This is a genomic window from Streptomyces sp. NPDC002181 (genome assembly GCF_042890485.1).
Taxonomy (GTDB): domain Bacteria; phylum Actinomycetota; class Actinomycetes; order Streptomycetales; family Streptomycetaceae; genus Streptomyces.
The window spans coordinates 250,913-266,310 of record NZ_JBIASC010000009.1 but is presented as its reverse complement, the minus strand read 5'-3'; the positions used below and the strand labels follow the sequence as shown (position 1 = coordinate 266,310).

Sequence of the window (15,398 nt, the reverse complement as noted above, 5' to 3'; positions counted from 1 at the left end):
AGCCGGTCGGGGAGGACTCGCCGACCTGAAGCCGGGCCGGCCGGACCTACGCGCTCTCGGCGGCCAGCTCGCGCACCGCGTCCGCGAATGCGTCCCCGCGCTTGTTGTAGTTCGCGAACATGTCCATCGAGGCACAGGCCGGGGCCAGCAGAACCGTGTCGCCGGGCTCTGCGAGCCGGGCCGCCTCCCGGACCGCCGCGAGCATCGCCCCAGTGTCGGTCCGGTCGAGGTCGACGACCGGGACCTCGGGGGCGTGTCGCGCCAGCGCCTCGGCGATCAGCGCCCGGTCGGCGCCGATCAGCACCGCGGCGCGCATCCGCTTCGCGGACTTCTGCACGAGCTCGTCGAAGGTGGCGCCCTTGGCGAGGCCGCCGGCGATCCACACGACGGGCTCGAAGGCCGCCAGGGAGGCCTCCGCGGCGTGCGTGTTGGTCGCCTTGGAGTCGTCGATGTACGTGACCCCCGCGACCTCGTCCACGAACGCGACGCGGTGCGCGTCGGGGCGGAAGTCGCGCAGCCCGTCGCGGACCGCGCGCGGCTCGACGCCGAAGGCGCGGGCCAGGGCCGCCGCGGCGAGCGCGTTGGCGATGTTGTGCGGGGCCGGCGGGTTGACGTCCTTGACCTCGGCGAGCTCCTGGGCGTTCTTCTGCCGGTTCTCCACGAAGGCGCGGTCGACGAGGATGCCGTCGACGACGCCGAGCATGGAGGGGCCCGGGGCGCCGAGGGTGAAGCCGATCGCCCGGCAGCCCTCTTCGACGTCGGCGTTCTCGACGAGCTTCTCCGTGGCCGGGTCGGCGACGTTGTAGACGCAGGCGACGGTGTTGCCCTCGTAGATGCGGCCCTTGTCGGCGGCGTACGCCTCCATCGTGCCGTGCCAGTCGAGGTGGTCCGGGGCCAGGTTGAGCACGGCCGCCGAGTGGGCGCGCAGCGAGGGCGCCCAGTGCAGCTGGTAGCTGGAGAGCTCGACGGCGAGCACGTCGTACTTCTCCTCGCCGAGCACCACGTCGACGATGGGGGTGCCGATGTTGCCGACGGCCGCGGTCTTCAGGCCCGCCGCCTTCAGGATCGACGCGAGCATCTGGGTGGTGGTGGTCTTGCCGTTGGTTCCGGTGATCGCCAGCCAGGGGGCCGCGTCCGGGCCGCGCAGCTGCCAGGCGATCTCGACGTCACCGACGACCTCGACGCCGGCCGCCGCGGCGGCCGCGAAGAGCGGGCTTTCCGGCTTCCAGCCGGGCGAGGTCACCACCAGGTCGGTGCCCTCGGGCAGCGTCTCGGCGTCCGCGAGCCGTACCGAGATGCCCAGCTCGCCGAGTTCGGCGGCGCGGGCCCGGTGGCCCTCGCCGTCTCCGCCGTCGACGACGGTCACCGAAGCGCCGAGGCCGGCCAGGGCGCGGGCGGCACTGATGCCGCTCACGCCGAGACCGGCGACGGTGATGTTCTTGCCCTGCCAGGACGTCACTTGTCCGCTGCCCATCCCGCGTAGAAGAGTCCGAGACCCACGATCACGCACATGCCCTGGATGATCCAGAACCGGACCACCACCAGGACCTCGGACCACCCCTTCAGTTCGAAGTGGTGCTGGAGCGGGGCCATCCGGAAGACGCGCTTCCCGGTCAGCTTGAAGGAGCCGACCTGGATGACGACCGACATGGTGATGAGGACGAAGAGGCCGCCGAGGAGGGCGATCAGGAACTCCGTGCGGGAGCAGATCGCGAGACCGGCAAGGGCACCACCGAGGGCCAGCGAGCCGGTGTCACCCATGAAGATCTTGGCGGGCGAGGTGTTCCACCACAGGAAGCCGAAGCAGGCGCCCATCAGCGCCGAGGCGACGATGGCGAGGTCCAGCGGATCTCGCACCTCGAAGCAGGCGTTGGGGTTCGTCAGGGTCTGCGCGTTGGCGCACGACTCCTGGAACTGCCAGACGCCGATGAAGGTGTACGCGCCGAAGACCATCACCGCGGCGCCGGTGGCCAGACCGTCCAGGCCGTCCGTCAGGTTCACGCCGTTGGACATCGCCAGGATCATGAACAGCGCCCAGACCACGAACAGCACCGGGCCGATCGACCAGCCGAAGTCCGTGACGAAGGACAGCTTGGTGGAGGCCGGGGCGTTGCCGCGGGCGTCCTTGAACTGCAGCGCGAGCACGGCGAAGGCGATGCCGACGATCAGCTGGCCGGCCATCTTGGCCTTGGCCCGCAGGCCGAGCGAGCGACGCTTGACGATCTTGATGTAGTCGTCGAGGTAGCCCACCAGGCCCATGCCGGCCATCAGGAAAAGCACCAGCACGCCGGAGAAGGTGGGCTGACTGCCCGTGATCACCTTCGTCAGGCCGTACGCGATGATCGTCGCCAGGATGAAGGAGATGCCGCCCATGGTGGGCGTGCCCTTCTTCCCGGCGTGGCCGCGGGGGCCGTCGTCGCGGATGAACTGGCCGTAGCCCTTCCGGGCCAGCAGCTTGATCAGCAGCGGAGTGCCGACCACGGTCAGGAACATGCCGATGACACCGGCGAAGAGGATCTGCCTCATCGGTCGGCGACCTCGCCCTCACCGGACAACAGAGCCAGAGCGACCCGCTCCAGGCCGACCGACCTGGAAGCCTTCACCAGCACGACGTCACCCGGGCGCAGTTCACTGCGCAACAGGTCGATCGCCGCCTGCGCGTCGGACACGACCACCGACTCCTCACCCCACGAACCCTCGTTATATGCGCCCAGTTGCAGCCAGGACGCTTCCCTGCCCCCGACTGCGACGAGCTTGCTCACGTTGAGCCGGACGGCAAGCCGCCCCACCGCGTCGTGCTCGGCCAACGATGCGTCCCCGAGCTCGGCCATGGGACCGAGCACCGCCCACGTACGTCCCCCGTCGGCCCTGGCCGCGCCGCCCATCGCGGCAAGCGCGCGCAGTGCGGCCCTCATGGACTCGGGATTCGCGTTGTAGGCGTCGTTGACGATCGTCACGCCGTCCGCCCGCTCGGTGACCTCCATCCGCCACCGGGACAAGGTGCCCGCTCCGGAGAGCGCGGTGGCGATCTCCTCGACGGACATGCCCAGTACATGGGCGACGGCGGCCGCGGCGAGCGCGTTCGACACGTGGTGCTCACCGTACAGGCGCAAGGTCACTTCGCCGCACCCGGTGGGTGTGTGGAGTGTGAAGGAGGGCTGTCCTGCCGGTGTCATGCGGACTTCCGTGGCCCGTACGTCGGCTTCGTCGGCCTCGCCGAACAGCACCGTACGGGCCTTCGTCCGGGAGGACATCGCGCGCACCAGCGGATCGTCGGCGTTGAGGACCGCCACTCCGCCGTCGGCTTCGGCGGGGAGGGCCTCGACGAGCTCGCCCTTGGCCCGGGCGATCTGCTCGCGGCCGCCGAACTCGCCGATGTGGGCGGTCCCGACGTTGAGGACGAGTCCGATGCGCGGCGGGGTCAGACCGGTGAGGTAGTCGATGTGCCCGATGCCGCGGGCGCCCATCTCCAGTACCAGGTGCCGGGTTTCCTCCGTGGCACGCAGCGCGGTGAGCGGCAGGCCGATCTCGTTGTTGAGGGAGCCCGGGGTCCACACGGTGGGTGCGTGGGTCTGGAGCACCTGGGCGATGAGGTCCTTGGTGGAGGTCTTGCCGGCGGAGCCGGTCAGGGCCACCACATCGGTGCCGAGGCGCTCGACGACGGCCCGGGCGAGGGCGCCCAGGGCCTTCTCGACGTCGGCGACGACGATCGCGGGTACGCCGACGGGCCGGGCGGCGAGAACGGCCGCGGCTCCGGAGGCGACCGCGCGCTCGGCGTAGTCGTGGCCGTCGACGTGCTCGCCGGCGAACGCGGCGAACAGGCTGCCGGCCTCCACCTGGCGGGAGTCGATGACCACGGGCCCGGTGATCCGCACGGACGGATCCGGTATGTCGTGGGGCCGCCCGCCGGTGATGTCGGCGATCTCGGCGAGGGAAAGGGCGATCACTGGTTCACCTCGGCCTGTCGGACGTTGCTGCCTTGCTGGCGTTCGATCGCGGCGCGGAGCACCGCACGGTCGTCGAAGGGCCGTACGACGCCCGCCGTCTCCTGGCCCTGCTCGTGTCCCTTGCCCGCCACCAGCACGGTGTCTCCGGGCTCGGCCCGCGCGACGGCGGCGGCGATGGCCGCGGCCCGGTCGGCGTCGACGAGGACGGTGCCGCGCTCTTCGGCCGGTACGGAGACGGCGCCCCCGAACATCGCGGCGAGGATCGCGAGGGGGTCCTCGGAGCGCGGGTTGTCGGAGGTCAGGACGGCGGTGTCGGCGAAGCGGGCCGCGGCGGCGCCCATCGGGGCGCGCTTGGTGGTGTCGCGGTCGCCGCCGCAGCCGAGCACGATGTGCAGCTTGCCGGTGGTGACCTCGCGCAGCGCCCGGAGCACCGATTCGACGGCGTCCGTCTTGTGCGCGTAGTCGACGACGGCCAGGTACGGCTGGCCCGCGTCCACCCGCTCCAGCCGGCCGGGGACCCCGGGGACCGCGGCGACGCCGTCGGCGGCGGTCTGCGGGTCGAGGCCGGCGGCGGCGAGCGTGACGATCGCGGCGACGGTGTTGGCGACGTTGAACGGGCCGGGCAGCGGGGCCGTGGCCCGTACGCGCTGCCCCTCGGGGCCGACCACGGTCAGCGTGGAGTCCATGTGCCCGAACACGACGTCCTCGGCGCGCCAGTCGGCGGCCCGGTCGCCCTCGGCGGAGAAGGTGACCACCGGGATCGTGGCCTCCTTGGCGAGGCGGCGGCCGTACTCGTCGTCCATGTTGACCACGCCGAGGCGGGCGCGGCGCTCGGTGAAGAGCTGCGCCTTGGCCTGGAAGTAGTCCTCCATGTCCGAGTGGAACTCCATGTGCTCCGGGCTCAGGTTGTTGAAGACGGCGACGTCGAAGACGCATCCGTCGACCCGGCCGAGCACCAGGGCGTGGCTGGAGACCTCCATGGCGACGGCCTCGACCCCGCGTTCGCGCATGACCGCGAACAGGGCCTGGAGGTCGGTGGCCTCGGGGGTGGTGCGCTCCGACTTGATGCGCTCGTCGCCGATGCGCATCTCGACGGTGCCGACCAGTCCGGTGGAGCGTCCGGCGCCGCGCAGACCGCCCTCGACGAGGTACGCCGTGGTGGTCTTGCCGGAGGTGCCGGTGATGCCGATCTGGAGCAGGCCCTCGCCGGGGCGGCCGTAGATCGTGGCGGCGAGCTCGCCCATCCGGCCGCGCGGGTCGGCGACGGCCAGGACCGGCAGTCCGGTGGCGGCCGCGCGTTCGGCGCCCGCCGGGTCGGTCAGCACGGCCGCGGCGCCGAGGGCGGCCGCCTGGGCGGCAAAATCGGCACCGTGCAGCTTGGCGCCGGGCAGCGCCGCGTACAGGTCGCCGGGGCGCACGGCACGGGAGTCGTGCGTGATGCCGGTGATCCTCGGGGGCTGCGCCGCGGTGTCCGCGGGGGCCGCGCCGGGGGCTTCCACACCCAGCAGGTCGGCCAGCTCGCCCAGGGGTGTCGGGCGGGCGGCCTGGGGCCGGGGCGCTCCCGGCGGCGTTGCCGGGGCGTCTTTCTGGGCGGTTCTGGGCTGATCAGCGTGGGGCACGGCGGTGAGCGTACCGGGCGCGGCGGGCCGCTCGCGAAGTGAGGGCCCGGCCGTGTGGTCGCCGGCCGACGGGTTCCCGGGTTTCGGGGTGATCGTTGTCACTGATGGTGCCTCACGGATTTCTGGCGGGCCGGCCGGCCCGCCGGGTCACTGGCCGGGCTGCCGGCTGGGCTGTGCGGAGGGCGCTGCGGAGGGCTGGGTGGCGGGCGGGGGGCCGGCGTCGAAGGTGACGGGAAGCCCGGCCGGGGCGGTTCCGGTCGGGGCGACCTGGAGGGTCTTGAGGGCGAACTCCATGACCTTCTTGTAGATCGGGCCGCAGATCTGGCCGCCGAAGTAGCTGCCCTTGGTGGGGTTCTGGATGGCGCAGTAGACGGTGATCCGCGGGTTGTCGGCGGGGGCGAAACCGGCGAAGGAGGCGGTGTAGCCCTTGTACCGGCCGGTGGCCGGATCCACCCGGTTGGACGTGCCGGTCTTGCCGCCGACCCGGTAGCCGGGGATGCGTGCCTTGGTGCCGGTGCCCTCCTGGTCGTCGACGACCGACTCCAGCATCCGGGCCAGGGTCTTGGCGGTGTCCGCGCTGATCACGGTCGTCTTCTCGGGGGCCGGGGCCGGGGTGAAGCGGCCGTCGGGGCCCTTGGTGCCGCGGACCAGCGTGGGTGCGATGCGTACGCCGCCGTTGGCGATCGTGGAGTACACGGAGGCCGCCTGCATGGCGTTGAGGGACAGGCCCTGGCCGAAAGGGATCGTGTACTGCTGGGAGGTGGACCAGGCCTCGGGCCGGGCCAGGATGCCGCGGGACTCCCCCGGGTAGTTCAGGCCGGTGGGCCGTCCGATGCCGAACTTGTCCAGGTAGGAGTAGAGGACCCGGTTGGCCTCGGGCTGGGTGGCGCCGAGCTGGCCGGTGGCCAGGATGGTGCCGATGTTGGAGGACTTGGCGAGGACCCCGTTGAGGGTCAGGTACCAGGTCGGGTGGTCGATGTCGTCCTTGAACAACCGGTCGCCGCGGTGCAGCCGGTTGGGGACCTCGACGTGGGTCTCGGGGGTGGCCTTCTTCTCCTCCAGCACGGCGGCCATCGACATCACCTTGGCGGTGGAGCCGGGCTCGTACACGTCCTGGAGCGCCGCGTTGCCCATGGCGGCGGAGCTGGCCTTCGACAGGTCGTTGGGGTCGAAGCCGGGGGCGTTGGCCATGGCCAGCACCTCGCCGGTGCGGGTGTCCTGGACGATGACGTAGCCGCGGTCGGCCTCGGACTTGGCGACCTGCTCGCTGATGGCGCTCTGGGCCGCCCACTGGATGTCGCGGTCGATGGTCAGCTCGATGTCCTCGCCGGGTACGGCGGGCTTCTCGCTGGAGCCGGCCGTGGGCACGCGGCGGCCGCCGGACTGGGCGTACGTGATCGCGCCGTCCTTGCCGGCCAGCTTCTTGTCGAGGGAGGACTCCAGGCCGCCGGCGCCCTTGCCCTCGGCGTTGACGTAGCCCAGTATCCCGGCGGCCAGGTCCCCGTTGGGGTACACGCGCTTGCTGCTGTCCTCGTTGAACACGCCGGCCAGGACGTTGGCGCCGGGTCCGTTGTGCTTCTTGTCGGCGGCCGCCTTGTCGGCGAAGACCCGCTTGAGGTCCTTGATCTGGTTCCAGACCTGCGGGGTCTGGCGGCGGGCCAGGACGACGTAGCGGGTGTTCTTGGTCTTGAGGCGGGCCGTCAGCTCCTTGGCGTCCTTGCCGAGGATCGGCGCGAGGAGGGCCGCGGCCTGCTCGGGGGCGTCCGGGGCCTTGCTGTCCTGCGGGGTGAACATCTTCGGGTCGGCGGTGATGTCGTACGCGTCGACGCTGGTCGCGAGGGCGACGCCCTTGCGGTCGGTGATCTCGCCGCGCTCGGCGGCGAGGGTGTAGCTGGCGAAGCGGTTCTCGGAGGCCTTGGCGGAGTACGCCGAGGCGTCGACGGCCTGCACCTGGAGCAGCCGTACGACGAAGGCCACCATGACGAGGGTCAGCCCGACGCTGACGAGCCGCAGCCGCGGCTTGGGGCTGCCGAGCCGGATGGTGTGCGGCTGCCGCGCGGGGCCGGGCCGCCGGGCGGCGGGCCGCGAGGCGGCGCGCGAACGCCCCGGACCGCCGCCGGGCCCGGGCACCCGCCGCCCGCCGGGGGCGCTCACGCGCCCACCGCCGCGGCGGTGCGGGGCGCCGGACCCGCGGACGGACCGGTGCGGGGGGAGGGTCCCGCCGGGGGTACCCCCGGCGGGAGCTGGGGGAGGGTCCGCGTCACGACGTCACCTTCCGGAGGTCGGGTTGGGCTGGGGGGCACCACCCGGCGCGGGCTGCCCGGGCTGCCCGGCCTGCGGGGCGCCCGCCGGAGCGGAGCCCTGGGCGCCGGTCTGGGCGGGACCCGGGGCACCGCCGGTGCCCTGGGGGCCGCCGGGGGCCGGGCCGGGACCGGCGGCCGGGGCGGAGGCCTGGGTGCCCGCCGGGGCCTGGGCACCCGCCTGCGCGCCGCCCGGGCCCGTTCCCGGGGAGGCGGCCGGGGCGCCGGCCGGGGGCGCGGACGGACTCGGGGGCGGCGGCGGGGGCTCCGCGACCGCGGCCGTGCCCGTCACCTTGCCGTCCGGGCCGATGAAGACCGGGCTCCCGCCCGGGACCAGGCCGAGCCCGTGCGCCCGCCGCTGCAGGGCGTCCGGCGCCGAGTAGCCGTCCACGTCCCGCTGCAGCGCCTGCTCCTCGTCCGTGAGCGCCGTGGTCTCCTTCTTCAGCTTGCTCAGCTGGAAGGACCCCTGGTTGAGCGCCGAGTTCAGGAGCAGCAGGCTGATCAGCCCGCCGGCCAGCAACGCCACCACCAGCAGGACGAACGGCGTCAGCGCCGCCTGCCCCGCGGAGCCGCCCCGCAGTCGCCCCAGTCCCCCGGCCCTGCTCACAGCCGCGCCTCCCGGATGCGCTCGACCCCGCGGAAGCGGGCCGGCGCCGCGCGCCGGTTCTCGGCGATCTCCTCCTCCGTGGGCAGCTCCGCGCCCCGGGTGAGCAGCTTCAGCTTGGGCTGGTACTTCTCCGGCACCACCGGCAGCCCCGGCGGCGCCGTCGACGCCGCGCCCGCCGCGAAGACCTGCTTGACCAGCCGGTCCTCCAGCGAGTGGTACGAGAGCACCGCGATCCGGCCGCCCACCGCGATCCGCTCCACGGCGGCCGGGACCGCCCGCTCCAGGACCGACAGCTCGCCGTTGACCTCGATGCGCAGCGCCTGGAAGGTCCGCTTGGCAGGGTTGCCGCCGGTCCGCTTCGCGGCCTGCGGCAGCGCGTCGCGGATCAGTTCGACCAGCCGCGCGCTGTTCGTGAACGGCTCCTTCTCCCGTTCGCGCACGACCGCCGAGACGATCCGCTTGGCCTGCTTCTCCTCGCCGTACTGGCGCAGGATCCGTACGAGCTCGCCCGGCGGATAGGTGTTGAGCACCTCGGCGGCGCTCATCCCGGTCGTCTGGTCCATGCGCATGTCCAGCGGCGCGTCCTGCGCGTACGCGAACCCGCGGTCGGCCTCGTCGAGCTGCATGGAGGAGACGCCGAGGTCGAAGAGGACGCCCTGGACGGCGGGGATGCCGAGCCGGTCCAGTACGTCGGGCAGCTCGTCGTACACGGCGTGGACGAGGGTGGCGCGGTCACCGAAGGGCGCGAGCCGCTCGCCGGAGAGCCGCAGGGCCTCCTTGTCGCGGTCGAGGCCGATCAGGTGCGCCTCGGGGAACCGGGTCAGCAGGGCCTCGCTGTGGCCGCCGAGGCCGAGGGTGCAGTCGACGACGACGGCCCCGGGCCTCTCCAGCGCCGGGGCCAACAGGTCCAGGCACCGCTGGAGCATCACCGGGACATGTCGGGACTCGCTAGTCAAAGCGCCCTCTCAGATAACGGCGCGGCAGGCATACGCCGCGCCGCGCACGCGGAGTGTTACCAGGAGGCCGGGCGGCCGGTGAGGGCCGGGCTCCGGCCGGTTCGCGTCACTTTAGTGCAACGGTCGCCGCGGTCAACGAACCGCCCCGCGCGCCGTGCGCCCCGCTCGTACGGAATCCGCAAAAGCCGCTTATCACCCGTATGGTCGCCCCCGCCTCACCCCTGTGGGTTAGCTCACAACAACGCCGGTTGACGTTCTTTGTCCACCCTCACTCCATCCCTTTACCAGCGGTGACCACTAACGTCATATGCATGACGACTTCCGCATCCCTGCCCGCAGAGACCACCCCCCAGGCATCCAGCGGCGGCTCCGTCACGGACCGGCTGGTCGCGGCGAACCGGGCGTACGCCGCGGAATTCACCGACCCCGGAATGGATGCCCGCCCCGTCCTGCACGTGGCCGTCGTGGCCTGTATGGACGCCCGCCTCGACCTGCACAAGGCCCTCGGCCTGGAGCTCGGCGACTGCCACACCATCCGCAACGCCGGCGGCGTGGTCACCGACGACACCATCCGCTCGCTCACGATCAGCCAGCGGGCCCTCGGCACCCGCACCGTCATACTGATCCACCACACCGGCTGCGGCCTCGAAAGCCTGACCGAGGACTTCCGGCACGAGCTGGAGGACGAGGTCGGCCAGCGCCCCGCCTGGGCCGTGGAGGCCTTCCGGGACGTGGACCAGGACGTCCGCCAGTCCATGCAGCGGGTCCGGACGAACCCCTTCCTGCCCCACCGCGACGATGTGCGAGGCTTCGTCTTCGACGTGCACACCGGACTCCTGCGGGAGATCGATCCCGCCTCGTGAGTGACACAAGGCCGTAACGCCGTCAAGAATGCGGGAAGACGCCGCCCGGAAAACCGTCCGGGCCGGCGTCCGTGTCGGGGTGGGCCGGAGTGCGCCGAGAGCGTCGGCCCTGCGGAAAGGGCCGAGGAGAACCAGGTGACGACGTATGACGACCGAGCGAGCCTCGCAGATCTGACGAGCACGGCGGAGCGGGTGCGCCACTCCGTCGAGAGCGTGATCGAGGGCAAGCCCGAGGTCGTACGCATCGCGCTGACCGTGCTGCTCGCCGAGGGACACCTGCTGATCGAGGACGTCCCCGGCGTCGGCAAGACGATGCTCGCCAAGACGCTCGCCAAGTCCATCGACTGCTCGGTGCAGCGCATCCAGTTCACGCCGGACCTGCTGCCCTCCGACATCACCGGCGTCAGCATCTACGACCAGCAGCGCCGGGAGTTCGAGTTCAAGCCGGGCGCGATCTTCGCGCAGATCGTCATCGGCGACGAGATCAACCGCGCCTCGCCGAAGACCCAGTCCGCCCTGCTGGAGTCGATGGAGGAGCGCCAGGTCACCATCGACGGCACGACGTACACGCTGCCGAGCCCGTTCATGGTGGTCGCCACCCAGAACCCGGTGGAGATGGAGGGCACCTACCCCCTCCCCGAGGCCCAGCGCGACCGCTTCATGGCCCGCGTCTCCGTCGGCTACCCGAGCCCCGACGCCGAGCTCCAGATGCTCGACGTACACGGCGGGACCTCCCCGCTCGACGACCTCCAGGCCGTCGCGCACGCCCACGACATCGTCAAGCTGATAGACGCCGTCCGCGAGGTGTACGTCGCCGAGCCCGTCCGGCGCTACGTCGTCGACCTGGTCTCCGCGACCCGCAGCCACCCGGACCTGCGCCTGGGCGCCTCGCCCCGCGCCACCCTCCACCTGCTGCGCGCCGTGAAGGCCTCCGCCGCGCTGTCCGGCCGGGACTACGTCCTGCCCGACGACGTGCAGGCGCTGGCCGCGCCCGTCCTCGCGCACCGGCTGCTGCCCACCGCGCAGGCCCAGCTGAACCGGCGCACCGCCGAGCAGGTCGTCCACGACATCCTCCAGCGCACCCCCGTCCCGGCCGCGCACGCCCGCGGCGAGATGCCGCCCGGCGCGGGCATCCGGGGCTTCTGATGAGCGCCGGTGCCCCGCGCGGCGCCGGCGGCGGGAGCACGGGCCGGGGTACGGGCGGGCTGCGCGCCTCGCTGGCGGGGCTGACCACCCGCGGCCGGTCCTTCCTGGCCGCCGGGGTGGCCGCCGCCCTGTGCGCGTACGTGCTCGGCCAGGGAGAACTGCTCCGGGTCGGGCTGCTGCTCGCAGTCCTCCCGCTGATCTGCGTCCTCGCCCTGCACCGCACCCGCCACCGGGTCTCCGGCAGCCGCCGGCTGACCCCCATGCGGGTGCCCGCGGGCTCCGAGGCCCGGGTGCAGCTGCGCATGGAGAACGTCTCGCGGCTGCCCACCGGACTGCTGATGCTCCAGGACCGGGTGCCCTACGTCCTCGGCCCCCGGCCCCGCTTCGTCCTGGACCGGGTCGAGCCCGGCGGGCGCCGCGAGGTCTCCTACCGGGTCCGCTCCGACCTGCGCGGCCGCTACCCGCTGGGCCCGCTCCAGCTGCGGCTGACCGACCCCTTCGGGCTGGTCGAGCTGACCCGCTCGTTCAGCACCTACGACACCCTCACCGTCATCCCGCGCACCGAGGCGCTGGCCCCGGTCCGGCTGACCGGCGAGACCTCCGGCTACGGCGACGGCAGCCGCCGCTCGCTGGCCCTGGCCGGCGACGACGACGTGATCCCGCGCGGGTACCGGCGCGGCGACGACCTGCGCCGGGTGCACTGGCGCTCCACCGCCCGCTACGGCGAGCTGATGGTGCGCCGCGAGGAGCAGCCGCAGCGCAGCAAGGCCACGGTCCTGCTGGACACCCGCGGGATCGCCTTCGAGGGCGCCGGACCGGACTCCGCGTTCGAGTGGGCGGTCTCCGGGGCCGCCTCCACCCTGGTGCACCTGCTCGAACAGGGCTTCTCGGTGCGGCTGCTGACCGACACGGGGACCTCCGTGCCCGGCGACGGCAGCGGCTTCACTTCCGGAGGGCAGGAGTCCGCGGAGGCGGCCGGGCTGATGATGGACACCCTCGCGGTCGTCGGGCACTCCGACGGCGCCGGCCTCACCCGCGCGTACGACGCCGTGCGCAGCGGCGGCGGCCACGGCGCCGGGGGCTTCGGCGGAGCCGGCGGTGACGGGCTCCTCATCGCCTTCTTCGGAGACCTGGACGACGTACAGACGGAAGTGGCGGCCAAGATGCGCGGGCGCTGCGGGGCGGCGGTGGCCTTCGTCCTGGACTCCGGTCAGTGGACCGGGGGGCCCTCGCGGGTGGAGGAACGGTTGGGCAGGCTGCGCGACACGGGCTGGACGGCGCTGGCCGCGCCGCCCGGGGTGGCGTTCGGGGAGCTGTGGCGGCAGGCCGGGAACGCTCCGCTCGGCACGGGTACCTCCGGAGGTTGGGGATGAGCGGGCGGGCGCGCGTGACGCTCTTCGCGATGCTGGCGACGCTGCTCACCTCGTGGTCGCTGGCCGCGCTGGTGGACTCCTCGGTCTGGGTGCTGGAGGCGGGGGTCCTGCTGGCCGTGCAGAGCGCGGTGGGGGCCGGGGCCCGGCGCGTGCCGCTGGGGCGCACGCTGACCGTGGCCTCGCAGGTACTGGTGTCGCTGCTGGTGCTGATGTTCCTGTTCGCGGGCAAGGGGGAGTCCACCGGGTCCGGGCCGATGGCCTACCTGGTGACGGACTTCGGCGCCCTGTTCCAGCGGGGCATCCAGGACGTCGGCGAGTTCGCGATCCCGGCTCCGCTGACGGACGGCATCCGGCTCCTGCTGCTGTCCGGGGTGCTGCTGATCGGGCTGCTCGTGGACCTGCTGGCGGTGACCCTGCGGACCGCCGCGGCCTCCGGGCTGCCGCTGCTCGCGCTGTACTCGGTCGCCGCGGGGCTCTCCGGCGGCTCCGGAGCCTCCTGGATCTCCTTCCTGCTGGCCGGCTGCGGCTACCTGTTGCTGCTGCTGGCCGAGGGCCGCGACCGGCTCGCCCAGTGGGGCCGGGTCTTCGGCGCGGCCCCGAGCGGGCGGGCCTCGTCGGGTCCGGCGTACGGGGGCGTCGGCGCGGGCGCCGGCCCGGGCCGGGCGCTGGCTCCCGTACGCACCGGGCGGCGGATCGGCGCGGTGGCGCTGGGCATCGCACTGGCGGTGCCGGCGGCACTGCCCGCGCTCGGCGGCGGGCTGCTGGGGGCGCAGGGCGGCGAGACCGGGGACGGCACCGGGGTGGGCGGGACGATCTCGGCGGTCAACCCGCTGGTGTCCCTCCAGGGCAGCCTCAACGCCCAGGACAACCGGGTGGTGCTGAAGTACCGCACGGACAGCCCGCAGCTCGGCGAGCAGTACCTGCGGATCCTGGCGCTGGACGAGTTCAACGGCGTCAAGTGGGAGGCCTCGGGGCGGGCCCTGACCGACGTGCCGGAGCGGCTGCCGCCCCCGCCGGGGACGAGCGAGCAGGTCCGGGCGACGGGCACCGAGGTGCGGACGAGCATCTCGGCGGCCGACACGTACGCCCAGCGCTACCTGCCGATGCCCTACCCGGCGACGTCCGTGGACATCCCGGGCAAGTGGCGGTTCGAGCCGGCCGGCCGGACGCTGGTCGGCGACCAGCTGGGCCGGGACAGGTACCAGAACGTCCAGGGCGCGGTGTACACCGTGCGGAGCCTGCTGCTGCGGCCGACGGCGGAGCAGTTGCAGGCGGCGCCGGAGCCGGATCCGCTCGTCAAGGCCGAGTACACGAAGATTCCCGACAACCTGCCGGCGGTGGTCGCGGACACGGCCCGCCAGGTGACGAAGGGCGCGAAGGACGACTACACGCGGGCGGTGAAGCTCCAGGACTACTTCGCCGTGAACGGCGGCTTCCGCTACGACACGAAGGTGGCCTCGGGCACGGGGCCGCAGGCCATCGCCCGGTTCCTCGCCGACAAGGAGGGGTTCTGCATCCACTTCGCCTTCTCGATGGCCGCGATGTCGCGCTCGCTCGGGATCCCGGCGCGGGTGGCGGTGGGCTTCACGCCCGGCGAGAAGCAGGCGGACGGCAGCGTGAACGTGTCGATGCGCGATGCGCACGCCTGGCCGGAGCTGTACTTCGAGGGCGTGGGCTGGACCCGGTTCGAGCCGACGCCGCGCCAGGGGATCACCGTCCCGGACTACTCCCGGGCCGAGCTCCCGGCGGCCCAGCCGTCCGCGCCGGCGCCGCTCCCCTCGACCGGCGCGACGCAGCCGTCGACGGCGCCCTCGAAGGCCGAGGACTGCCCGCCGGAGGCGAAGAAGCTGGGCGAGTGCGGGGTGGCCGCGCCGCAGTCGAAGGGGGGTTCCGCCGGCGGCGGACCGTCGCTGGTCGGCGTGCTGGGCTGGACCCTGCCGATCCTGGCCCTGCTGGCCCTCCCGCTGCTCCCGCTGCTGTGGCGGACGCGGCTGCGGGGACGCCGGCTGGCGGCCGGGCAGGTCCTGGCGGCGTGGACCGAGCTGTCCGACGCGGCCTGGGACGTGGGCATCACCCCCGACGGGGCCCTGTCACCGCGCCGGGCCGCGGCGAGGGTGGTGGAGCTGGGCCGGCTGGAGCCGGAGGCGGCGGAGGCGGTGCACCGGGTCGCGGAGGCGGTGGAGCGCTCGCTGTACGCCCCGCCGGGAACGGAGGCCGCGTACGACGGCCTGGGGACGGACGTCCTGCTGGCCCGGACCGCGCTGCTGGCTCCGCTGACCCGCGCGGCCCGCGTCCGCGCGGTGCTCCTCCCGCGCTCGTCGGCGCGCCTGCGCTGGTCGGCGGCCGCGCGCTGGTCGGCCCTGACGACGGCCGTCGCGGCCCGGCTGGCCCCCGTCTCGGCGCTGCTGTCCCGGCTCCCCCTCAGGGGCCGCGGCTGACGCGGCGGGCCCCGGCCCGGGCGGCCGGGGCACCGCGGGCGGACGCGGAACGGCGGGCGGACGCGGAACGGCGGGCGGACGCGGAACGGCGGGCGGACGCGGAACGGCGGGCGGACGCGGAACGGCGGGCGGACGCGGAACGGCGGGGC

At 73.5% G+C, this 15,398-nt stretch carries 10 protein-coding genes and 1 pseudogene; 4 read left to right on the top strand and 7 right to left on the bottom strand.

The annotated features are described in order from the left end of the window. Window positions 1–46: 46 nt before the first annotated feature. From murD to rsmH, 7 genes and pseudogenes are all read right to left on the bottom strand, one after another. Window positions 47–1,474: a UDP-N-acetylmuramoyl-L-alanine--D-glutamate ligase gene (gene murD, locus ACFYXV_RS22990; protein WP_385471924.1), complete on the bottom strand. Its 1,428-nt coding sequence runs from the start codon at window positions 1,472–1,474 to the stop codon at window positions 47–49. Next, window positions 1,456–2,526, bottom strand: coding sequence for a phospho-N-acetylmuramoyl-pentapeptide-transferase (gene mraY, locus ACFYXV_RS22985; RefSeq protein WP_048480489.1), 1,071 nt, complete (start codon window positions 2,524–2,526; stop codon window positions 1,456–1,458). Before mraY ends, murD begins: the two co-directional genes overlap by 19 nt. Further along, the gene (gene murF / locus ACFYXV_RS22980) at window positions 2,523–3,947 is read right to left on the bottom strand and encodes a UDP-N-acetylmuramoyl-tripeptide--D-alanyl-D-alanine ligase (RefSeq protein WP_385471928.1); all 1,425 of its coding nucleotides are present in this window, start codon (window positions 3,945–3,947) and stop codon (window positions 2,523–2,525) included. Before murF ends, mraY begins: the two co-directional genes overlap by 4 nt. Next, window positions 3,944–5,668, bottom strand: coding sequence for a UDP-N-acetylmuramoyl-L-alanyl-D-glutamate--2,6-diaminopimelate ligase (locus tag ACFYXV_RS22975; protein WP_389383874.1), 1,725 nt, complete (start codon window positions 5,666–5,668; stop codon window positions 3,944–3,946). The genes murF and ACFYXV_RS22975 overlap by 4 nt, the downstream gene beginning before the upstream one ends. Before the next feature lie 111 nt (window positions 5,669–5,779). Next, a pseudogene (locus tag ACFYXV_RS22970) lies at window positions 5,780–7,720 on the bottom strand (peptidoglycan D,D-transpeptidase FtsI family protein); the annotation flags it as partial. 114 nt (window positions 7,721–7,834) lie between these two features. Then, the gene (locus ACFYXV_RS22965) at window positions 7,835–8,473 is read right to left on the bottom strand and encodes a hypothetical protein (protein ID WP_389383873.1); all 639 of its coding nucleotides are present in this window, start codon (window positions 8,471–8,473) and stop codon (window positions 7,835–7,837) included. Further along, window positions 8,470–9,399: a 16S rRNA (cytosine(1402)-N(4))-methyltransferase RsmH gene (rsmH, locus tag ACFYXV_RS22960; RefSeq protein WP_383345852.1), complete on the bottom strand. Its 930-nt coding sequence runs from the start codon at window positions 9,397–9,399 to the stop codon at window positions 8,470–8,472. The genes ACFYXV_RS22965 and rsmH overlap by 4 nt, the downstream gene beginning before the upstream one ends. Before the next feature lie 341 nt (window positions 9,400–9,740). Here rsmH and ACFYXV_RS22955 point away from each other — a divergent pair, with 341 nt between their 5' ends. From ACFYXV_RS22955 to ACFYXV_RS22940, 4 genes are all read left to right on the top strand, one after another. Then, window positions 9,741–10,292 (top strand): beta-class carbonic anhydrase, encoded by a 552-nt coding sequence (locus ACFYXV_RS22955; protein WP_385477192.1) that lies wholly within the window; start codon window positions 9,741–9,743, stop codon window positions 10,290–10,292. Between the two features lie 135 nt (window positions 10,293–10,427). Continuing rightward, window positions 10,428–11,438 carry an AAA family ATPase gene (locus tag ACFYXV_RS22950; RefSeq protein ID WP_383345822.1) on the top strand — a complete coding sequence of 337 codons (1,011 nt, stop codon included), beginning with the start codon at window positions 10,428–10,430 and terminating at the stop codon, window positions 11,436–11,438. Then, window positions 11,438–12,811 (top strand): DUF58 domain-containing protein, encoded by a 1,374-nt coding sequence (locus tag ACFYXV_RS22945; protein WP_385477197.1) that lies wholly within the window; start codon window positions 11,438–11,440, stop codon window positions 12,809–12,811. The genes ACFYXV_RS22950 and ACFYXV_RS22945 overlap by 1 nt, the downstream gene beginning before the upstream one ends. After that, window positions 12,808–15,249 (top strand): transglutaminaseTgpA domain-containing protein, encoded by a 2,442-nt coding sequence (locus ACFYXV_RS22940; RefSeq protein ID WP_389383872.1) that lies wholly within the window; start codon window positions 12,808–12,810, stop codon window positions 15,247–15,249. The genes ACFYXV_RS22945 and ACFYXV_RS22940 overlap by 4 nt, the downstream gene beginning before the upstream one ends. Window positions 15,250–15,398 lie beyond the last annotated feature (149 nt).